19 protein-coding genes are annotated in these 19,511 nt (G+C 68.2%); 8 read left to right on the forward strand and 11 right to left on the reverse strand.

Annotated elements, in window-relative coordinates; all coding sequences use genetic code 11:
• The first annotated feature begins 70 nt into the window (after nt 1-70).
• The gene (locus DKM19_RS48465; protein ID WP_110706518.1) at nt 71-844 is read left to right on the forward strand and encodes a MerR family transcriptional regulator; all 774 of its coding nucleotides are present in this window, start codon (nt 71-73) and stop codon (nt 842-844) included.
• Nucleotides 845-916: 72 nt separating this feature from the next.
• Here the strand turns inward: DKM19_RS48465 and DKM19_RS48470 are convergent, their stop codons facing one another.
• Nucleotides 917-1,309 carry a TIGR03618 family F420-dependent PPOX class oxidoreductase gene (locus tag DKM19_RS48470; RefSeq protein WP_110705285.1) on the reverse strand — a complete coding sequence of 131 codons (393 nt, stop codon included), beginning with the start codon at nt 1,307-1,309 and terminating at the stop codon, nt 917-919.
• Nucleotides 1,310-1,681: 372 nt separating this feature from the next.
• Between DKM19_RS48470 and DKM19_RS48475 the strand changes: the two genes are divergently transcribed.
• From DKM19_RS48475 to DKM19_RS48485, 3 genes are all read left to right on the forward strand, one after another.
• Entirely contained in the window at nt 1,682-2,089 is a 408-nt protein-coding gene (locus DKM19_RS48475) for a helix-turn-helix transcriptional regulator (RefSeq protein ID WP_110705286.1), read from the forward strand.
• Nucleotides 2,086-2,547, forward strand: coding sequence for an SRPBCC domain-containing protein (locus DKM19_RS48480; protein WP_110705287.1), 462 nt, complete (start codon nt 2,086-2,088; stop codon nt 2,545-2,547). The genes DKM19_RS48475 and DKM19_RS48480 overlap by 4 nt, the downstream gene beginning before the upstream one ends.
• Before the next feature lie 267 nt (nt 2,548-2,814).
• Nucleotides 2,815-4,332 (forward strand): MDR family MFS transporter, encoded by a 1,518-nt coding sequence (locus DKM19_RS48485; RefSeq protein ID WP_239513999.1) that lies wholly within the window; start codon nt 2,815-2,817, stop codon nt 4,330-4,332.
• A 193-nt stretch (nt 4,333-4,525) separates the two neighbouring features.
• On the opposite strand, the gene DKM19_RS48490 is transcribed toward DKM19_RS48485, so the two are convergent.
• The 6 genes from DKM19_RS48490 to DKM19_RS48515 form a co-directional block, all read right to left on the reverse strand.
• Nucleotides 4,526-5,602 (reverse strand): lysylphosphatidylglycerol synthase transmembrane domain-containing protein, encoded by a 1,077-nt coding sequence (locus DKM19_RS48490; protein ID WP_162642363.1) that lies wholly within the window; start codon nt 5,600-5,602, stop codon nt 4,526-4,528.
• A gap of 703 nt (nt 5,603-6,305) precedes the next feature.
• Entirely contained in the window at nt 6,306-7,454 is a 1,149-nt protein-coding gene (gene egtE, locus DKM19_RS48495; RefSeq protein ID WP_110705290.1) for an ergothioneine biosynthesis PLP-dependent enzyme EgtE, read from the reverse strand.
• On the reverse strand, nt 7,451-8,431 hold the full coding sequence (egtD, locus tag DKM19_RS48500) for an L-histidine N(alpha)-methyltransferase (RefSeq protein WP_110705291.1): 981 nt from the start codon (nt 8,429-8,431) through the stop codon (nt 7,451-7,453). Before egtD ends, egtE begins: the two co-directional genes overlap by 4 nt.
• A 306-nt stretch (nt 8,432-8,737) precedes the next feature.
• Nucleotides 8,738-9,442, reverse strand: coding sequence for an ergothioneine biosynthesis protein EgtC (gene egtC, locus DKM19_RS48505; RefSeq protein ID WP_110705292.1), 705 nt, complete (start codon nt 9,440-9,442; stop codon nt 8,738-8,740).
• Entirely contained in the window at nt 9,443-10,762 is a 1,320-nt protein-coding gene (gene egtB / locus DKM19_RS48510) for an ergothioneine biosynthesis protein EgtB (protein WP_110705293.1), read from the reverse strand.
• Between the two features lie 51 nt (nt 10,763-10,813).
• Nucleotides 10,814-12,094 carry a glutamate-cysteine ligase family protein gene (locus DKM19_RS48515; RefSeq protein WP_110705294.1) on the reverse strand — a complete coding sequence of 427 codons (1,281 nt, stop codon included), beginning with the start codon at nt 12,092-12,094 and terminating at the stop codon, nt 10,814-10,816.
• Between the two features lie 128 nt (nt 12,095-12,222).
• On the opposite strand from DKM19_RS48515, the gene DKM19_RS52440 reads away from it, so the two are divergent.
• Nucleotides 12,223-12,675 (forward strand): zf-HC2 domain-containing protein, encoded by a 453-nt coding sequence (locus DKM19_RS52440; protein ID WP_239514556.1) that lies wholly within the window; start codon nt 12,223-12,225, stop codon nt 12,673-12,675.
• On the opposite strand, the gene DKM19_RS48525 is transcribed toward DKM19_RS52440, so the two are convergent.
• From DKM19_RS48525 to DKM19_RS48535, 3 genes are all read right to left on the reverse strand, one after another.
• Nucleotides 12,640-12,921 carry an anti-sigma factor gene (locus DKM19_RS48525; protein WP_110706519.1) on the reverse strand — a complete coding sequence of 94 codons (282 nt, stop codon included), beginning with the start codon at nt 12,919-12,921 and terminating at the stop codon, nt 12,640-12,642. The genes DKM19_RS52440 and DKM19_RS48525 overlap by 36 nt on opposite strands.
• Nucleotides 12,922-12,962: 41 nt before the next feature.
• On the reverse strand, nt 12,963-13,613 hold the full coding sequence (locus DKM19_RS48530) for an RNA polymerase sigma factor (protein ID WP_204358579.1): 651 nt from the start codon (nt 13,611-13,613) through the stop codon (nt 12,963-12,965).
• 366 nt (nt 13,614-13,979) lie between these two features.
• Nucleotides 13,980-14,879: a LysR family transcriptional regulator gene (locus tag DKM19_RS48535; protein WP_162642368.1), complete on the reverse strand. Its 900-nt coding sequence runs from the start codon at nt 14,877-14,879 to the stop codon at nt 13,980-13,982.
• Between the two features lie 145 nt (nt 14,880-15,024).
• Here DKM19_RS48535 and DKM19_RS48540 point away from each other — a divergent pair, with 145 nt between their 5' ends.
• Nucleotides 15,025-15,471 (forward strand): ester cyclase, encoded by a 447-nt coding sequence (locus DKM19_RS48540; RefSeq protein ID WP_204358580.1) that lies wholly within the window; start codon nt 15,025-15,027, stop codon nt 15,469-15,471.
• 171 nt (nt 15,472-15,642) lie between these two features.
• Nucleotides 15,643-16,542, forward strand: coding sequence for a pentapeptide repeat-containing protein (locus DKM19_RS48545; RefSeq protein WP_369987657.1), 900 nt, complete (start codon nt 15,643-15,645; stop codon nt 16,540-16,542).
• A 91-nt stretch (nt 16,543-16,633) separates the two neighbouring features.
• Here the strand turns inward: DKM19_RS48545 and DKM19_RS48550 are convergent, their stop codons facing one another.
• Nucleotides 16,634-17,545 carry a DUF2975 domain-containing protein gene (locus tag DKM19_RS48550; RefSeq protein ID WP_162642370.1) on the reverse strand — a complete coding sequence of 304 codons (912 nt, stop codon included), beginning with the start codon at nt 17,543-17,545 and terminating at the stop codon, nt 16,634-16,636.
• 423 nt (nt 17,546-17,968) lie between these two features.
• Between DKM19_RS48550 and DKM19_RS48555 the strand changes: the two genes are divergently transcribed.
• Complete coding sequence (locus DKM19_RS48555) at nt 17,969-18,907, forward strand: WD40 repeat domain-containing protein (protein ID WP_162642372.1); 939 nt, start codon at nt 17,969-17,971, stop codon at nt 18,905-18,907.
• The last annotated feature ends 604 nt before the right edge of the window (nt 18,908-19,511 follow it).

Raw genomic sequence — 19,511 nt, forward strand, 5'->3', positions numbered from 1 at the left:
GATCCCGACGGAGAGAAGATGAGTCTGAGGGCTTGAACCTGCCGCGACGGGAGGTCCTAGCGTTGTGGACGTGATCGGGAAAGACGACGCCGGGCGTCGGTGGAGCATCGGCGAGATGGCGCGGGCGAGCGGGATGACCGTGCGCGCGCTGCGCCACTACGACGAGATCGGCCTGCTGAGCGCGGACGAACGCACCGCCTCGGGGCACCGCCGCTACACCGAGCACGATGTGCGGCGGCTGTATCGGGTGCGGGCTCTGCGGGCGCTCGGGCTGTCGCTGGAGGAGATCGCGGGCGTGCTCGCGGACTCCGCGAGCGACCTGGTGGCGATGCGCGATCTGCTGACGGCCCAGCTACGTGGGCTGGAGGCGCACGCCGTACGGATCCAGCAGCTCACGCACCGGCTTCACGGGCTGCTGGAACAGATCGACGGCGCGTCGATGCCCGATCCGGACCAGTTCATGGCGACCTTGGAGATGATCTCTGTGTTCGAGACCTCATTCACGACGGAGCAGCGGGAGCAACTGGCCCAGCGCAGGGCCGCACTCGGCCCGGAGGCCATTGAGGCGGCCAAGACCGAATGGGCGGGGCTCGTCGAGGAGCTCCTGCGGCACGTACAGGACGGCACTCCCGTCGACGATCCGCAGGTGCGGGCCCTGGTCGGCCGCTGGGACGCACTGGCGAGCGGGTTCCACCACGAGGGGGAAGACGGCGAGCGGACCAGGGCGGCGGCGCAGAGGGCGTGGAAGGAGAACAGCGAGGAGATCGGCGGGCGCCTGCCGTGGCCCGTGGACCGGATGCGCGACCTGGTCCACTATCTGGAGCGGGTTCGGCAGGCCGGATAGCCGCGGCCGACGGCGGGAGAGGCGTCGGCGATGCCTCTCCCGCCGCGACAGGAAGCCCTGATCGCTGGAGTGTTACCCCATGCCGCCGACGCTCTCGGGCTTGATGACGAAGATCACGCGCACCTGGTCGCGACCTCCGTACCAGGGGTACGGCTTGCCGAGGTATTTCTGGGAGAGCTTCTCGATGTGGTCGGCCGCGCCGATGGTGGTGACCTCGATCACCCGGCCGCGCACCTGGAAGTAGCGCGAGGGGTCGTCCGGGTGGGAGATGGCGACGGCCACGCGGGGGTCCCGCTCGATGTTCCTGGTCTTCACGTGGCTCTGCACGCTGTTGACGATCACGTTTTCGCCGTCGGTGTCGACCCAGGTCTGGGTCACCTGCGGCGAACCGTCGGCCATCGAGGTGGCGATATAACAGATGCTCGGCTGGCGCAGCAGCACGAGTAGTTCTTCGGTGAGTTTCACGGCGATCTCTCAGCCAGTCGGATGCGGCGCTCTCTTGAGCTGCTCTGCACGGTTGCGGAGCAGCATAGTTGCTCCGTCATGGCCGGAGATCGCCGTGTGCCACCGACCCGTTCCCACCCCGAGCTCGCGCGCCTCCACGTCCTTCCACCTTCATGCGTTCGGGAAGCAGCCCGTCTCCGCCGACCGCGGAGAGTGCCGATTTCCCGGCCATCTGACGTGTGACACCTGGCGTATCCGGGACGGTTCCGCGTCTGGACGCCCGGCTGTTCTCTGTTCGGCTGCGGTCTGCCCATGCCTTCGGGATCCCTTGACAGTGCGTCGGCGGGGCCTTACATTTAACACATCGGTTAATTAACAGCAAGGTTAAATGCAATGGCAGTCGATCGGCTCAGCATGATCTTCGCGGCACTGGCGGATCCGACCCGCCGGGCGATCCTGGCCCGGCTGGCAGAGGGGGACGCCACCGTCTCGGAGCTGGCTGAGCCGTTCTCCATCAGCCTTCCGGCGATCTCGCGGCACCTGAAGGTGCTCGAGAATGCCGGGCTGATCTCCCGGAGCCGTTCGGCCCAGTGGCGATCGAGCAGCCTGGAGGCCGCGCCCCTCAGGGAGGTCACGGCCTGGATGGAGCCCTACCGGCGGTTCTGGGACGTCAACCTCGACCGGCTTGACGCCCATCTGCGGCGAATCCAACAGGACCAACCGGCACGGCGAGGCGAGAGCACGCAAGAGCGGTCAGAGCAGCAGGACAACGGCACACTCGAGAGAAGGAAAGCCACATGACGGACGCGACGGCCAACAAGGAACTGATCATCACCCGGACCTTCGACGCTCCGCGGGAGCTGGTCTACCGGGCTTTCACCGACCCCGACCAGATCGTGCAGTGGTTCGGCCCGGTCGGCTTCTCGGTGCCTCGCGACACCGTCGAGATCGACGCCCGAGCCGGTGGTCACCAGCGGCTCACGATGGTCAGCGACGACGACCCGAACATGACGTCGCCCGTCGACGCGACGTTCACGGAGGTCATCGAGAACGAGCTGCTCGTGGGCACCGAGAAGTGGGAGGGCATCCCCGGTGAGCAGGAGGGCGGCAGCATGTACATGAGGATCGAGTTCCACGACGAGGGCGGCAAGACCCGGCTGGTACTGCGGCAGGGCCTCTACACCGAGCAGGTGGCGGACATGGCTCGCGAGGGCTGGGAGAGCTCGTTCACCAAGCTCGACACGCTGCTCGCGGACTGACCCGCCCACGACGACGGCCGGCTCGTCCACGACGAGGGGCCGGTCCGTCGTCATCCGGAAGTCTTCGCAGGTAGAGCGCTTGGAGATCGACTCGCTCCCGGCCTCCGCTCTCCACGACCTGCGAATCTCAGAGGTTCCTGTGAATCCCTTTCAGGAGGAATGCCAAGGGCGAGCGGGTGGTTGCTTACACGCTGGACGGCCACGTTGCCGGCGGGGTTGAGTCCGGCGTTGATGTCCACGCTCAGCCCGCAAGGAGAACTTCCCCACGTGACGACAGTGACCTCGGAGGGCGTCGGTTTCAGGTCGAAGCGTGGGCCGGTGCTTGCCGCCATCATGCTCTGTACCGGCCTGGTGGCGATCGACAGCACGATCATCGCGACGGCGGTGCCATCGGTCGTCAGCGACCTGGGGGGTTTCTCCCAGTTCCCCTGGCTATTCTCGATCTACCTGCTCACCCAGGCGGTGACGGTCCCCCTCTACGGCAAGTTCGCCGACATCTTCGGGCGCAAGCCGGTGATGTTCTTCGGTATCGCCGTGTTCCTTCTGGGCTCCGTGCTGTGCGGGTTCGCCTGGAGCATGCCGGCGCTCATCATCTTCCGCGCGTTGCAGGGCATCGGTGCCGGGGCCGTGCAGCCCATGAGCATCACGATGGTCGGCGATCTCTACTCCGTCGAAGAACGCGCGCGCGTGCAGGGATACGTCGCGAGCGTCTGGGGCGCCGCCTCCGTGATCGGACCCACTCTCGGCGGCCTTTTCTCGGAGTACGCCTCGTGGCGGTGGATCTTCTTCATCAACCTGCCGCTCGGCGGCATCGCCGCGCTGGTGCTCGCCCGGCGGTTCAAAGAGCAGGTGACGCGGAGCTCTCACAAGATCGACTATGTCGGGGCGACGCTGCTCACGGGCAGCTCCTCCCTGATCATTCTCGGCCTGCTCGAAGGCGGGGTGGCATGGAGCTGGGGATCCGTTCCGAGCCTGCTCATCCTCACGGCGGGTGTTGTCCTGGCCGTCGCGTTCGTCCTTGTGGAGCGCAGAGCGGCCGAGCCCATCCTGCCGCTGTGGGTGTTCCGTCAACGGACGCTCACGGGCGGAAACCTCGTCGGGCTGAGCGTCGGCGCGCTCATGATCGGTCTCAGCTCGTACGTGCCGACCTACGCGGAGGGCGTTCTCGGCACCGGTGCGCTGGTGGCCGGTTTCGCCCTGGCCGCGCTCACCATCGGCTGGCCCATCGCCGCGACCCTGTCGGGACGCCTCTACATGCGCATCGGCTTCCGTGACACGGCGCTCATCGGCAGCGGCCTGATCGTGGTCGGCGCCATCCTGTGCGTCCTGCTCACCCAGCGTGCCCCGATATGGGCGGTAGCGGGAGCGTGCTTCGTCGTGGGCGCCGGGCTGGGACTCGCGTCGAGCCCGACGATGGTCGCCATCCAGTCCGTCGTCGGATGGGAACGTCGCGGCGTCGTCACGGCGACCAACATGTTCTGCCGCTCCATCGGCAGCGCGGTCGGAGCGGCGGTCTTCGGAGCCATCTCCAACGCCACGTTGGCCGGCCACTTCGCCCACCCGCCGGCCTCGGTGGCCGCCTCACTGCCCGACAGCGTCGACGCGACGAGCCTGGTGCTCGGCGGCCAGGACGCGGGCGGGAATCCGGCCGCGGCGTCCTTCATCCGCACGGCGCTCTACGACGCCACCCACAACATCTTCCTCGCGCTCCTCCTGGTGGCCGTGCTGGGTGTGGGCGCCATGCTGCTCATGCCCAGGCGCACCGAGCAGCTCACGTTCGACTGACTCCGGCCGACGCGACCACCGGCGCTCGCCGTGGGTGTCGGCGGGGCCGGGCTGTGGCACCCGCCGATGGTTCGATCGACGCGGCCACCGCGTGTTCGCCGTGGGGGGTTGATGGGGCCGGGCTACGGCATCCGCCGGTGGTTCGGCTGACGCGGCCACCGCGTGCTCGCCGTGAGCGATTGGCGCGGCCGGGTTACGACACCTGCTGGGGTTCCGGGGTCTGCCGGGGAGAAAGCTCCGTGCGGCGGAGCAGGGCCCAGGCTGCGGCGCCGACGGGCAGGGTGAGCCAGCAGGTGAGCAGCCGGTAGACCAGTACGGCCGCCGCGACCGGCGCGGGCGCCGCTCCGGTGGCGACCAGGCCGGTGATGAGACTGGTCTCGATGATGCCGATGCCGCCGGGGGTGAGCGGGATCTGCCGCAGCAACTGGGTGGCGAGGTAGAGGGCGGCCAGCCGTACCGGGTGGACATCCAGGTCGAACGCGACGGTGGCGGTGTACAGGCAGGCCAGGTCGGCCATCCAGGCGATCACGGCGAACCCGAGCGCGGCCGCCGCGTCACGGCGAGGAAGGGCGGCGACGGTGCGGAAGGTGGCGCCGACCGGCGCGAGGGCGGCGGACACGCGGGACCACCGCGGTGATGTGGGTCTCCGCCGGCGCAGGCGTCCGGCCGCCAGCACGACCGCCGCCACCAGGACGAGGACTCCGCCTGTGATCAACGTTCCCTGGGCGTCGACGAGCAGGCCGGGATCGATGACGAGGGCCAGGGCCGTACCGGCCAGGTAGAGCAGCAGCAGGCCGAGGGCCGAGACGGTGCCGGACAGAATGGTGACCGAGGCGGCGGTGGTACGGCTCGCGCCGTGGGCGCGGAAACGCTGGAAGGCGTAGGCGGCCGAGACGGCGGATCCGGCGGGAAGGGCGGCGGCTATGGCGGTGCGCGCGTAGGCTAGGGCCAGGGCATAGAACGGTCCCATGGCGACGCCGTAGGCGTGCAGCAGCGCTCGCTGCTGCCGGGCGAACATGGTGACCGACAGCACCGAGGTGGCCAGGGCCACGATGAGACCCCCGGGATGGGCTTCGCCCATGGCCTGGCCGATCTGCGCGGGCGCCGGCAGGCTGTCGCGGAGCGTCCAGATCCCTACGGAGATGACCGCGACGGGCAGGAGGAGCCGGATCCACCAGCGGACGGTGGGCGACAGCGTCCGGGACGGCGGACCGTCCGCAGCCGACTCGGCGGGCAGGGGTTGCTCCTGGGGGTCATCGTCGTCCTGCACAGAGGGGGGTGTCAGGGGGAGCCGAGGGCTGCGGGTGCGGACGTGAGATGAGCCTTGGAGGCGCGATGTTCGACAATCAGGCACAGTCACTACTCCCACGACGGTCCAAGCGAGCGCACGATGAGCGCCTGGACGGCGGAGGTGCCGTCGAAAGAGCCGTCGAGCGCAGCAACGTCACCGGCGTGACGGGCGGTGGCACCAGGCTGAAGGGCACCCGGGTGGGTGGCAGCGAGGTGGCCACCGGCAGGTCGGACGGCTGGTTGCCGAAAAGGACAACAACCGGAATGCCCAGAACGATACCGCCGATTCCTTGACAGTGTTAGAGCCGAGAGCGGTGGATGTCCTGGTCAAGTGGGATGCGGGGCGCCGTGGGGGGTGGCCTCGACGCTCACGGCGAGGCCTCTGGCGGCGTGGGCGGGGGGTTGGCGTGGTCCGTAACCCGTAATAGTGCGCGCTGGGCGGTATGTGTGCATTCCTGCGCAGAAGGGCTTGGCGAACCTTTCTAGTGTCAGTGGCGTCGGAAAGCAGCAGTACCTCGTTTCACAGGAGAAACACCATGACACGATGTGCGCCCTGGTCGCCGGAGTCGCCTCGCTGAGGGCTCCTTCCGCGCCGGAAGGCCCTCCGGTCCCAGGCAGATCCGCTCGGGGGAGCGGATCTGCTCTGGGGAAGAGAGTCACCGACGATTCTCCGAACGGTCGGTTCAGAGATCGAGAACGCGGGCCAGGGCGTACAGGTCCTCCTGGCGCGCTCCCGGAGAGGGGGAGATTCGCAACACGGGTGTGGGCAGGTCCGCGGGGGCTCTGCCGACAGGTACGGCGCCGATCAGCAGGGACGCTTTCGCCGCCCGTGACCTGGCGTTCTCGACGGCCGTCGCGGGCTCCACGCCCGGCGGCGGCCTGAGGGTGACGATGGCGGACGGTTCGTCGAGGGGTTCGACCGCCCGCCAGCCGCCGGCCCCGTCGAGGAGGCGACGCGCCGCGACGCCGAGCTCCGCCAGGCGCGCGTGGATCGCGGCGGGGCCGAGGGCATGGTGTTCCAGTACGGCGACGCCGAATCCGACCCGCCCGGCGATCGGCCCCTCGGAGGTCTCGTAGCGAGCCGCGCCGGCCAGCGGTGAGGGGTCCCCGTGCACCCAGACGTGCCCGCCGAGCGCGGGAGCCGCCGCGTCCATGTCCTCGCCGTACTCGGCGAGGCCGGGCACGATCAGGAAGCCGACCCCGCGGGGCCCGGCGAGCCACTTGCGAGAGGTCCCGACATAGGCGGTCGCACCGATGCCGCCGACGTCCACGTGGCCGAAGGACTGGCAGACGTCGAGGACCAGCGGCACCCCGGCGGCGCGGCACAGCCGCCCGGCCGCGGCGGCGGGCTGCACGATGCCGTGGTGGGAGGAGATGTGCGGGAGGGTGACCAGGTCCAGCCCGTCTGACAGCAGGGACGTGAGCCCGTCCAGGTCAAGGCGGGAGTCGTCGTCGGCGGGCAGTTCGAGAAGTTTCCAGCCGCGGAGCTGAGCCAGACGGTGCAGCAGCATGAGTGTGCTCCCGTACTCGGCGCGGGGAACGCCGATCCGGCTGCCCGGCGGAAGCCGCCATCCGCCCAGCAGCGCCGCCATCGCCGCCGTCCCGCTCTCCAGGAGGGCGACGTCGCCGGCGTCGGCGCCGACCAGGGCGGCCAGCGCTGATTTGGGGGCGCGGAAGTCCGGCATCGCCTGGTAACCGCCGACCTCGCGCTCAAGCCGGAGGTGCTCGACGACGGCGTCGAGCACCCGGTCGCTGGGGACGTTGCATCCGGCGGCGTCGAGGTGGCCGGGCGGCGCGGAGGACCGCGCCGCCCGCCAGTCGTCAGCGATCACGCACTGGCCAGGAAGAGGCTGAAGTCACCGGTCGAATCGATGTAGCAGTGGTTCACCTCGAATCCGGCCGAGACGAGCTCCCGCCTCAGGTCGTCGGGGCGGAACTTGGCGCTGATCTCCGTACGGACCTCCTCCCCTGCTTCGAAGGAGACGTGCAGACCGAGATCGCCGACCCGCACGTGCATGGCCCGTGTGGCGCGGAGCCGCATCTCTACCCAGTTGTGCTCCGTGTCGTACAGCGCGACGTGCTCGAAGGCGTCCGGCTCGAAGTCGGCGTCCAGCTCTCGGTTGATCACGTACAGGACGTTCCGGTTGAAGGCGGCGGTCACCCCGGCCGCGTCGTCGTACGCCGCGATCAACCGGTCGGTGTCCTTGATCAGGTCGGCGCCGAGCAGGAAGGTGTCGCCGGGGCGGAGCGTGGCGCGCAGCTCCTTCAGGAACCTCTCGCGTGCCGCCGGATCGAGGTTGCCGATGGTGCCGCCGAGGAAGGCCACCATCCGGCGCCCCGTTCGCGGCAGCAGCGTCAGGTGGTTTTCGAAGTCGGCGCAGACCGCGTGCACGGTCAGGCCGGCGTAGTGGGAGGCGAGCCGTCGCGCGGCGTCGGCGAGGGTGATCGCGTCGACGTCCACCGGCGTGTAGGTGTGCAGCGTCCCGGCCGCGGTGAGGGCGTCGAGCAGCAGGACGGTCTTCTCACTGGTCCCCGAGCCGAGCTCGACCAGGGTGTCGGCGCGGCTCCGCGCCGCGATGTCGCCTGCCTGCTCGCGCAGGATGGCCAGTTCGCGACGCGTGGGATAGTACTCCGGCAGCCGGGTTATCTGGGAGAACAGCTCGCTGCCCGTCGCGTCGTAGAACCATTTGGGCGGCAGCCACTTGGGCGTCGACGTCAGCCCCGTGTGGACGTCGTGCTCGAGTGCCTGGCGCAGGTAGTCGCGGCCGAGATGGTTGATCAGGTGTACGGCTGACTGGCTGACGGGCATGGGTCCCCCTGGAGTCGATGGGTCACGGTCCTTCTCGCCTGACGGCTCACCGGCCCGTGACCGGGTGCTGTGTCTCCTGCATGACCTCGCTTCGCTCGGTCATGGTCCTTCTCGCCTGACGATTCGTCGGGTCGCGGCGGGTGCTGTGTCTCCTGTATGACCTCGCTTCGCTCGGTCATGGTCCTTCTCGCCTGACGGTCCGTCGGATCGCGGCCGGGTGCTGTGTCTTATGGATGATCTTGATTCGCTCGGTCGCGATCCTTCTCACCTGGCGGTTCGTCGGATCGCGGCCGGGGCGCTGTCGGGTCAGAGCGGCTGGAAGTGCACGCCCTCGGGAGAGGCGAGCACCAGGGTCCGCTCCGGTACGGCCTGCCAGCCGGGCCGGTCGTCCAGCGGCTCGCTCGCCACGAGCACGCCGTCGTCGAGATGGAGGAAGAGCGTGTCGCCCCAGACGGTCGCGGCGATCGACCCCCCGTCACAGGCGAGCAGGTTCAGGCGGGCGTCGGGGTCCTTGGTCCCGGCGTGGATGACGACCTCCGCCAGGGCGTCGCCGAGCGGATGGCCCGCGCGCCGCCGTTCGAACACCGCGGCGGCGAGCCACGCGGCGTCACAGGAGCTCTCCGCGTCGTCGGCCAGCTCCCTGACCGCCTCTCGCGCGACGCGGCCGTTGTGGCTGAGCAGCCACGGTCCGTCGGCGAAGGGCGCGGTCGCGGTCTCCTCGATCGGCATGCCGACGGTGGCGGACCGTACGGCGGCCAGCAGGCAGTGCGAGCGGGCGACCTGCGCGAGGGCCGGCAGGTTGGCGTCCGTCCACATGGGGATCGCACGGCGGTAGCGGACCGGCTCCGCGCGGGCGGGGTCGTACCAGCCCATGCCGAAACCGTCGGCGTTGACCGTGCCGTATCGCTGCCGGCGCGGGGCGTGGGACTGCCGGAGCAGACCGTGCTCGGGCTCGTGGATCAGTGAGTCGAGGGTGCGAGGGGGGCCCAACCAGGCCGTGTGGCGGCACATCTACTTCTGCTCCGGGGAGGACGGGCGCTCCGGGGAGGCCGGGCGGGCACAGCGGAAGCCGGAGAAGATCTGCCTGCGGATCGGGTGGTCCCAGTTCCTGAACGTCGTGCGGACCGCGGCCGGGTCGGCCGCCCAGGATCCGCCGCGCAGCACCCGGTAGTCACCGCCGAAGAAGACCTCGCTGTACTCGGGGTAGGGGAAGCTGCTGAAGCCGGGATAGGCCAGGAAGCGGGAGCCGGTCCACTCCCACACGTCGCCGATCATCTGTTCGACGCCGTAGGCGCTGGCCCCGGCGGGAAAGGCGCCGAGCGGCGCGGGCCGTGCCGCCCTGTGGCCGAGGTTGGTCCTGTCGGTCCCGGGAGCGTCGTCGCCCCACGGATATTTCCGCGACCGCTCGGCCTCGGGGTCCCAGCCGCAGGCCTTCTCCCATTCGGCCTCGGTGGGCAGCCGCTTACCGGCCCAGCGGGCGTAGGCGTCGGCCTCGTACCAGCACACGTGCTGGACGGGCTCGTCCATGGGCACGGGCTCGGTCCGGCCGAAGCGGTTGCGCCACCAGGTGCCGCCGTCCCTGGTCCAGAACAGCGGGGCGAAGGCGCGGCTCTCCTGCCGCCACTGCCAGCCCTCCGGAGTCCACCACCGCGGGTCGTCGTAGCCGCCCTCCTCGATGAAGGCGGCGTAGGCGCGGTTGCCGACGGGGAGTCTGTCGATCCAGTAGCCGGGCAGCTCCACCCGGTGGGCGGGCCGTTCGTTGTCGTAGGCCCACGGCTCGGTGTCGGTCCCCATCAGGAAGGACCCGGCGGGAATGAACACCTCCTCGGCGCCCCCCGGCCTGCCGGGCGGCAGGTCGCCGTCGCGGACCAGGCCCGGCTCCTTCGACAGCTGCAGGGTGGCGAGCATCGTCTCGTCGTGCTGGTGCTCGTGCTGGATCACCAGGCCGAAGACGAAACCGCCCCGGTGCAGAGGATCGGGGCTGTGCAGGTCGATCTTGTCCAGGACGTCCAGCACCCGGCCGCGCACGCCTTCGATGTAGTGGCGCGCCTCCACCGGCGCCAGCATGGGCAGGCTCGGACGGTCCTTGCGCGGGTGCATGAACGCGTCGTACATGTCGTCGATCTCGGGCCGGAGCGGGGTGATCCCTCCGGCCTCCCGCAGCACCCACAGCTCCTCGTAGTTGCCCACGTGCGCCAGATCCCACACCAGCGGTGACATCAGCGGTGAGTGCTGCCGCAGCAGCACGTCGTCCTCGGCGTCGGTATAGGTCAGGGAGCGGTTCCGCACCGAGATCAGCTCGGCGGCGATCCGCTCCTTGAAGTCGCTCATTGAAATCTCCCTGTGAGTGGAGACCCCGGGCTTCCAGCCGCGGGGAGGAGGTCAGGCCGGTTCTTCCTCGGTCAACCAGGCCGGCAGGCGCCGTCCCGGTCCGCTCACCAGATCCAGCAGGTCGACGGCCGGAGATCGGCCGGGTGTCACATGGCGATCGGCGAACGCGGCCACCTCGCGGACCAGGTCCGCACTCGCCCCCAGGCGGGGCAGCGCCTCGATGGCCGCCCGGAAACAGGCGTCGGCGGCCTTCCGCAGCCCCGGGTCCGCCAGACCGCAGCGCGCCGCCTGCGACCACATCGCCGCGTACGGCTCAGCCGCGGCCATCGCCGCGTCGGCCGTACGGTCGTCCATCACGAGAGCGTGGGTCACCGCCACGCACACCGGCCAGTTCGCCGGGTGCTGGGCGTCGAGATAGCGGATCTCCAGCCAGCCGCGTGGCCGTACCGGAGGGAAGAGGGTCGTGGCGTGGTAGGCCAGGTCCGTCATGGTCAGCGAGTGGGCGGATGAGCCCAGCCGGTCACGGAGGGTCGAGCCGCCATGGATCGCCCCGGCTTGCCCCTCTTTCCCGCGCGCCCCATCCGTTTCGCGGATTTCGCGCCCTTTATATCCTTTTTGTTCTTCTCCGACGAGCATGAGCCGGGCGTCGAGCAGGTAGTCCGTCCAGGCCGCGGCGGGATCGTCGACCAGGGGGACGGGGGTCGTCCGCGTGGGGTCGAGCCGTTCCCACACCCGCTGGCGGCCCGACATCCATCCATGCGGCCGGCCCTCGCTGAGCGGCGAGTTGGCGAAGGCCGCCACCAGGACGGGACCCAGCAGGTGCGCGCGCTCCCACCGTGCCGCGGGATTCCTGCCCAGATCCAGGTTGACCTGGATCGACGCCGTCGAGCACATCATCAGCGATCCGTACGGTGCGCCGAGGAACGCGGCCATCGTTTCGTACCGGGGCAGGTGCAACTGCCGCCGGGACGGGCGCAGCGGGTCGAGACCCACCCCGACCAGCGCCATGCCGGCGTCCCACAGCGCCCTGCGGGTGACGTCCACGTCGGCGGCGAGGCGGGTGATCGCATCCGGTAACGAGCCCTCGGTGCCGGAGAGTTCGAGCTGGCCGCCCGGCTCGAAGGTCACCTTGCTCTCTCCGGGCAGCGGAGGCAGGGCATCGGAGATCCTGTCCATCGGGACCTGGAGATCGGGAGCGGTACGGTCGAAGACCAGGAACTCCAGCTCCACTCCCACCTGATCGCCGGTGGAGCCGAGGAAGCAGCCCCGTGCGAAGTCCTCAACGTCCGAGGTGTTCCGGATCAGGGCGTTCTCGGTCGTCAGACCGGTCATCCTCTTCCCCTTTCGCCCGATATGTATGGGTCTATAGATCCGCGAAGCGCGCGAACGTTACAGAGGAGCGGGATGTAACGGATCGCTCCGCAAGCGGAACTACGTGACATGGGGCACGAGTGGGAATGATGCGAGCCGGGTCTCGCCTCGGCCGATCGGCAGGCTGCCGTGAGGTTCTGGGGCTTGTCACCGACTACCTCGAAGAGGCGCTGCCCGCCAGGCGGAGGCGGCGCTTCGAGTCTCACCTGGCCGGATGCGCCGGCTGCCTCGGCTACCTGGAACAGGTTCGGGCGACGATCACGGCGCTGGGCCATCTCGGAACCGACGGCGTTCCGGAGCGCGTGCTCAGGGAGTTGTGCGGAGCGTTCCTCGGCGCAGGCGCAGGCGCAGGCGCAGGTGCGGGCGCAGGCGCGGGCGTAGCGGGTGCGGGTGCCGGTGTAGACGCGGGCGCGGATCCGGGTTCGGGCGCGGATGCGGAATCGGGTACGGACTCGGGTTCGGGCGCGGGTGCGGAATCAGGCGCGGACTCACGTTCAGGCCCGGACTCAGGCCGTCCGCCGGTCGCGGAAGGCGGACATTAGGCGGTCGCGCGTGGCGCGTGACAGGCCTTCGTCGCCCGGCAGACCCTCGTGCCGTGGCGCGCCGGGAGTCTCGATCCTCAGCGTGCCGAGGGCGTCGACGGTGGTGCGGAACTGGCTGAGGTAGTTCTCGCAGCCCTCGCAGCTGACCAGATGTTCCTCGAACCGGGAACGGGTGGATTCGTCGAGGTCGTTTTCCAGGAAGGCGGTGACGAGCTCCACTAACTCGTCGCAGCTGAACCGCTTCACAACTTCGACCGCCTTACCGTCTTGAAACTGAACCGTTTTCACTACGCCGACCGCCTCGCCGTCTCGAAATAATCTTCCAGTTGCTCGCGCACCGCCGCGCGGGCGCGGTGCAGCAGAACGCGTTGGTTGGCCGCGGAGATATCCAGGATCTCGCAGACCTCCTCAGAAGTGCACCCCTCGACGTCGCGCAGTGTGATCACGGTTCGCTGTCTGGGGGGTAATTCGGCCAGTGCCGCCCCGATCCGGACGCGCACCTCAGCGGCGAGCAGCTCGCCCTCCGGAGTCGGCCAGATCGCGGGGAGATACTTCCAGTGGCCCGGGAGAGGGTCGTCCACGCCCTGGAAAGACGAGCGGTCGACCGTCGGTCGCTCCTGCTCGAAGACGCTGCTCCACGGAACCGTGCGGTTCTCGCGCACGCCGCGCTTCCTGGCCGTGTTGACCAGGATCCGATAGATCCAGGTCTTGACCGACGAACGGCCCTCGAAGCCGTCGATCCCCTTGATCACCGCCAGCCAGGTGTCCTGCACGACCTCTTCGGCCGAGTCGTTGGTGGACACGTGCGAACGGGCCAGCCACAACATCCCTCGCGACCAGGTGTCCAGCAGCGTCGCGAACATCGCTTCGTCTCCGGCGCGCAGGGCCGCGACGACGACATCGTCCGGGGGCAGTCTGCCGCCCGTGAACGATTCCACGATCGCTTCCTCCATATGGGACATTTAGGACATTCGTAATGTTAGAACGTTCTGCTGCTCGTCCCGGCTCGGGGGCGTATCGGCCTCGCCGATACTTGGCGCGCCCTCTCCGCCGAAGCGCTCCGGCGGAGAGCTTCGGGTCCGGGGAGGAAGATTCCCGCTCTGACCTGGTCTGACACCTTTTCGCTTGATTTCTGTCCGACCGGGTCGCATGGCCTCCTCTTCCTCTCCCATCTACAGTTCCGCACCTTGCCCTTTCGTTACGCGGTCACACGATTTGTTGCGCGCTCACACGACAGGAGCGAAGAGGTCAAGGTCGCGGCATTCGTACGGCGTGCCGGACGGGCTGAGCGGAGCTCGGAGACCCTACCTCGTCCACAACGCCTCCTGGACGGCCTGGACCAGGACCATCAGCTCGGGCGAGACGTGCTGGGGGGACCAGGCGAGTCCGTACGTCATGCGCAGGTCCCCGGCATCGAGCGGGACGAAGTGGACGTCATGGCGGCGGATGGCCTTGACGAGCAGATGGGGTGTCGGCAGCAGGCCGACACCGGCGGCCACGAGGTCCAGCGCGGCCGCGAAGTCGTCGATGTCGTCGGCCACCACGTGGTGCTGGTGCGGTCCTCGCAGTTGGGCGGCGAACCGCGCCCACATGCCGCCGGGCGTGCGGTTGCGCGGCATGAGGATCTTGTATCGGGCGAGCTGCTCGGGCCGGATCCGCGACATGGCGGCGATGGGATCGCCCGCCGGTACGGCGAGGTGACCGACCGTCACGTGGAAACGGGCGGCGGTCGTGAACTCCCGGGGGAACGGCGTGCTGAGAATGGCCGCCGAGATGTCGCCCCGTTCCAGGGCTGAGGTGGCGGTGCTCCACCCGGCCGCCCTGAGCTCGACATCGATCGCGGGCTTGCGCCGGGCCAGGCGGCGGGTGATCCGCGCCGCGAGAGGCCCGACGATCAGCGGATAAGCCAGGCGAATGGTCGGCCTCGCCGACATGGCCAGTCGTGTGCTCTCGGCCATGAGCGCGGCGGAGGCCTCCAGCATCGCGTCGGCATAGGGCAGGAGCGCCTTGCCGGCCGCCGAGAGCCGGACCTCCCGGCTGGTCCTCTCGAAGAGGCGGATGCCCAGGGATCGCTCCAGGCGGCCGATGGCCTGGCTCATCGCCGGTTGGGACATGTGCAGCTCGGCCGCGGCGCGCGAGAAGCTGAGGTGCTGGGCGACGAGCGCGAAGCAGCCGATGTCTCGCAGCGGCGGGCCGGGATCCACACTCCAGTATGGCCAGCTCGCCCGCGCCTCGTGCTCGGGAGCCCGTCCATAAGCGGCCTCGATGGATCGAGCCCGAGAGGCGGGCCGCTGCCGGCCGGGCCCACAGCCCGAATTATCCTTGAAAAGACCATCGAAGATCATCGGCATGGAGAATTCCGGCACGTCGTGGACGGCGGAGATGAGCGATCCGACATCGGTCGAGATTGTGGAAGCGTTCTGGGACGCCGTCTGGAACGCGCATGATCCCGATGCGATCGACAGGTTCGTGGTCGACGACTTCGTCATCACCAGCGGTGGCGAGGATGTCGTCTCGAAGGAGAGCTTCAAGGAGTGGGTCAGGAACTTCCTGGAGAAAATCAATGACCTGCACCTCGAAGTCATCGAGTCATTCCAGAATGAGGACGGAAGCCGTGTCACGTCTCGCTGGCGCATAACCGGGAAAAACAACGGGGTGCTCGGCACGGCGGCCGACCAGCGGCCGATAGCCTTCACGGGCACCGCCGTCTGGGCGGTCCGCGAAGACGGAAAGCTGCTGCACAACTGGGTCGAGCGTGCTTCGTGGGAGCTGTTCCAGCGGTTGACCGGAGAGTGAAGGCCATGCTCGGCGACCTTGGAGCGGCCCCGCCCGCGGCGACGGCCTGAACGAGGTCGGCTAGGGTGCGTGGTGAAAATACCGCCCAGAGCCGGTTGCTGAAGTGCTGTTCAGAGCCGTTCTTCGCCGGCCGCGACCGGCACGGCTGCCTCGTACAGGAGACCGCGCACGTTGTCCGACAAACGCGAACACACAGAGCCCGCCTCGGCGCCCGCCTCGGCGTCAGCCGCAGCGCCCGTCTCGGCGTCCATCGCAGCGTCACCCTCAGAAAAGGGGCGCCTCAGCCTGCGAGCCGACTGCGAGAGCTGTTTCGCCCTGTGCTGTGTCGCACCGGCCTTCTCCGCCTCGACGGACTTCGCGATCAACAAAAACGCCGGGCAGGCCTGTCCCAACCTGCAGTCGGACTTCCGCTGTGGCATTCACACGCGCCTCAGGCCGCAGGGCTTTCGGGGCTGCACGGTCTACGACTGCTTCGGCGCCGGGCAGAAGGTCTCCCAGATCACCTTCGGCGGGCAGGACTGGCGGCAGGCCCCGCGAACCGCACGGCAGATGTTCGAGGTGTTCCCGATCGTCCGGGACCTCCACGAGCTGCTCTGGTACCTGACCGAGGCGCTGACGCTGCAACCGGCCCGCTCCCTCCACGGTGAGCTCGGCCTCGCGTTGGAGGAGATCGAACGCCTCACTCACAACAGCCCCGACGCCCTCGCGAAACTGGACGTGGCGACACTCCGGCGAGACGTCAATGTCCTGCTGCTGCGCGCGAGCGAACTCGTGCGAGCCGAAGTCCGGCACAAGAAGAAGGACCGCAGAGGAGCCGACCTCATCGGAGCCAAACTCAAGGGCGCCGACCTGAGAGGCGCCAACCTGAGAGGGGCCTATCTCATCGGTGCCGATCTGAGAGGCGCCGACCTGAGAACGGCAGACCTCACCGGGGCCGATCTCAGAGATGCCGACCTCAGGGGCGCCGACCTCACCGACAGCATCTTTCTCATCCAGTCCCAGCTGGACGCGGCCAAGGGCGACGCCCACACCAAGGTGCCGCCGTCGCTCACCCACCCGGGGCACTGGTAGGCCTTCGGACGCTCTGGCGGCTCGGCTGCCCCGCTCGGCGGGCATTTCGTCGAGCATGACCTGACGCCATGGACCCGGCCGTCGTCCTCCGTCAGACGGTTCCTTCGAGATCCTCAAGCATGTGCTGTCCCTTCCGAATGATCTCGGACACGGCCAGCGCGGAGAGGCCGATGAGGGCGTTTCCGGTGAAAACGTACGGGGGCAGGTCGCCGTAGTAGGCGCCCGTACCGAGCACATGGATGGAGAGCGTGCCCTGGACCATATTCGCGGTGAGCCAGATCACCGACGCGCCGACGAGCTGGACCACACCGATCAGACGGAGGTTGCGGATCGTCTGCGCGGAGAACAGGGAGCGGTCGCTCCTGCGTCCGGCGCCGAGAAGCCGCACCATCCACCAGAAGGACAGGATGTTCACTACGGCCAGGGGCAACCAGGTCAGAAGGTGATAGATCCCGATGGCGAGGTCCCCATCCTCCACCCGGACCGCGGCCTGAAGATGATCCCCGGAGAGCTCGACGCCCGGCGGTAGCGGGGGGTCGATGCGAATGCTGTCGATCGGGATCGATACGGGAATCGCCGGCCCTTGGCCGAGAACCAGCATGACGCTTGTGGCGAGTTGCCACGCGGCGAGAACGGTGACGGCGAGAAGCGCCACCAGAAGTGTCACATGCAGCCACTTCAGCCAGGAAACGCGCCACGTCGAAGGTAGCGCCCGCTCTGAGCCGGGTGCGGATACCGGCTTCCCCATTGTGATCTCCTTATCGGTTTTCGATATTATTGAAAAACGATAACTCGACGTATAGGCCCAGGCAACCCTGTGGCGCCCGAAAACATAATTCTCCTGGTGAAGGCACCACGGTCCCGGCACCTTGACGATGTGATTTTTTGCAGATGGGTTTTGTCGCAGCCGAAACGAGGTGAGCGAGCGGTGAAACGCATAGCCGTACCGGCGGTGATCATGGCCATATTGGGATGGCCGGACTGCAGCAGGGTGGCCGGCCATGCCAAGGCTCCGTCGGGCACGACCGGATTTCATGGCCGTACGTGAACCGCTGAACCGGTCGTGAATTTTTGACGTCTGATACAGGTGGTACGACGGTCGGTGAACGGACAATCGAAGCAAGAGAAATCGGCGGGAAGAATGCACCCCTGTATGCGTGTGGGATTAGCCGTGATCGGGATGACCGGGATGATGCTCACCGGGGCGTGCAGCGAAGGCGATGGCAGTGAGAGGACATTGCTCAAGAGGACGGCGCACAGTCTGCCTGCCGTTCCACCTGCCGCTCAGACGCTGGGAACCACTCTCCCGCCCGCTCCGGCCGGGGCCGTCACCCCACCTGTTCAGGTGTCCGGGATCACCCTTCCACCTCCTGGGGTAACCGTTCCACCTGTTCGAACGCCCAGGGCGACCGGCCCGCTGCTTCAGATGCCCGAGGCGACCGGTCCGCCGTTGCCGGCGACCGGCCCACCGCGCTTCATCATGATTGCCAGGACACCGATAGCGCGGTTCATTCCGGCGAACTCAAAAACGGCGACCTTTACACCGGTCCGCCCCAGCGTGCAGGACGCGAGAACAGGGAAGTTCCTGTTCGATGTTCCGCTGCCACCCGGTGTGAAGTCGTCGTGGCAGGTGCTGGCGGCGGCACCCGACAACCGTACTTTTGTACTGTCCGGATGGACCGGGCCGGACTCACCCATCCGGTTTTTTCGAATCCATCTCGACGAGAAGGGGCGTCCCGACACACCGGTGCTCATTCCGGAGTTCGGCACCGACCCACTCGACCTCGGGTATGTCATCGCGTTGAGCCCCGATGGCACCAGGCTCGCGTATGCCTTCGGCGTCGTCGGCGGAGTGACCGTGTCCGTGGTCGACCTGTCGACCGGTCACCGTCGGGACTGGAGCACGCGTCAACCCGACATGGTGTCGAGCCTGGCCTGGGCGCCGAACGGTCACGACCTGGCGCTGGCGTCAAGCAGAGGAGGCCTGCGGATTCTCGACGTCAGCCGGCCGGGATCGGAGCTGTTCGGCGCTACCCGGTTGGTCAGGGCGGTGGAGGGTTTCCGGCCCTTGGGATCAGTGGCCTACGCACCGGACGGCAAGACCCTGGTCTACGCGGTCGGGTCGGCCATCGAACGGATTTCGGTTACCGGGGAAGAACCGCCGCAGGTTCTCGCTCAGTTGGACAGGCCCAGAACCGCGTCCCTCACGGTTGTCTTCAGCCTCGACGGAACGGGGCGCCACCTGCTCTACGTCGAGGGGTGGCGGTCGTTCCGGCTCGATCTCGTCAGTGGCCGGGTCACAAGCCTTCCGATTCTGGTGGGCGAGCACCAGAAAAAAGGCGGCTCTCCCCGGGCCGCTTGGTGAAACGGCATCCGATCGGATCGCGAGCCGGTCATGCGGCCTTGCCGACGCGAATGCGGGCAATGAATTCGGGCGATGGTGAACGTGTAAAAACCAGACGGAGCGGTCAGGGCGTGGAGGGTCTTCGCGATCACCCTCTTGGCCACCGGTCGCCCGAGTAGCGATGGATCAGCACGCTCGCCACGAGATACACGACTCCCAGGAAAAGAACACCGAGTAACAGCAGAAATATGATCCACTCGAAACTGTACCCAAGCATGAACACCCCAACTAATCGGTGGCCGACGCGCTCTGCTCGCCAGGGTACGGCGAATAATCGGGTTTCGGGCTTTTCGCTCTGCTCAGTCGGTGGCGGTCGTCGTTCTCCCGACGAGGGGAGAATCTCGGCCGGCTCGGCGGGTTTCGACGAGACCGTCGGCTGTCCTTTCTCCTCGACGGGCAGCTCGGCCCATCCGCCTTGCGGAGGGTATGAGTTCGGGCCGAAGCTCCGTGGCGGGCGATTTCCGCTGCGAAGAAGCCGATGATCATGGATAAGCGAGGCGAATGATTGGTCTCGCGGTGAAGCGGTCGAGTTCTCGCAGCGACCAGGATTCACGCCCCACCAGGG

Source organism: Streptosporangium sp. 'caverna' (genome assembly GCF_003203775.1).
GTDB classification, from domain to species: Bacteria; Actinomycetota; Actinomycetes; order Streptosporangiales; family Streptosporangiaceae; genus Streptosporangium; species Streptosporangium subroseum.

What these genes read in the sequence shown, in the direction of transcription:
- DKM19_RS48475 (WP_110705286.1), top strand. Translation starts at nt 1,682, where the DNA reads ATGGCAGTCGATCGGCTCAGCATGATCTTCGCGGCACTGGCGGATCCG.
- DKM19_RS48480 (WP_110705287.1), top strand. Translation starts at nt 2,086, where the DNA reads ATGACGGACGCGACGGCCAACAAGGAACTGATCATCACCCGGACCTTC.
- egtD (WP_110705291.1), bottom strand. Translation starts at nt 8,431, where the DNA reads ATGCCCGTCAGCCAGTCAGCCGTACACCTGATCAACCATCTCGGCCGC.
- egtC (WP_110705292.1), bottom strand. Translation starts at nt 9,442, where the DNA reads ATGTGCCGCCACACGGCCTGGTTGGGCCCCCCTCGCACCCTCGACTCA.
- egtB (WP_110705293.1), bottom strand. Translation starts at nt 10,762, where the DNA reads ATGAGCGACTTCAAGGAGCGGATCGCCGCCGAGCTGATCTCGGTGCGG.
- DKM19_RS48515 (WP_110705294.1), bottom strand. Translation starts at nt 12,094, where the DNA reads ATGACCGGTCTGACGACCGAGAACGCCCTGATCCGGAACACCTCGGAC.
- DKM19_RS52440 (WP_239514556.1), top strand. Translation starts at nt 12,223, where the DNA reads ATGCGAGCCGGGTCTCGCCTCGGCCGATCGGCAGGCTGCCGTGAGGTT.
- DKM19_RS48540 (WP_204358580.1), top strand. Translation starts at nt 15,025, where the DNA reads ATGGAGAATTCCGGCACGTCGTGGACGGCGGAGATGAGCGATCCGACA.
- DKM19_RS48550 (WP_162642370.1), bottom strand. Translation starts at nt 17,545, where the DNA reads ATGGCCGGCCACCCTGCTGCAGTCCGGCCATCCCAATATGGCCATGAT.
- DKM19_RS48555 (WP_162642372.1), top strand. Translation starts at nt 17,969, where the DNA reads ATGCCCGAGGCGACCGGTCCGCCGTTGCCGGCGACCGGCCCACCGCGC.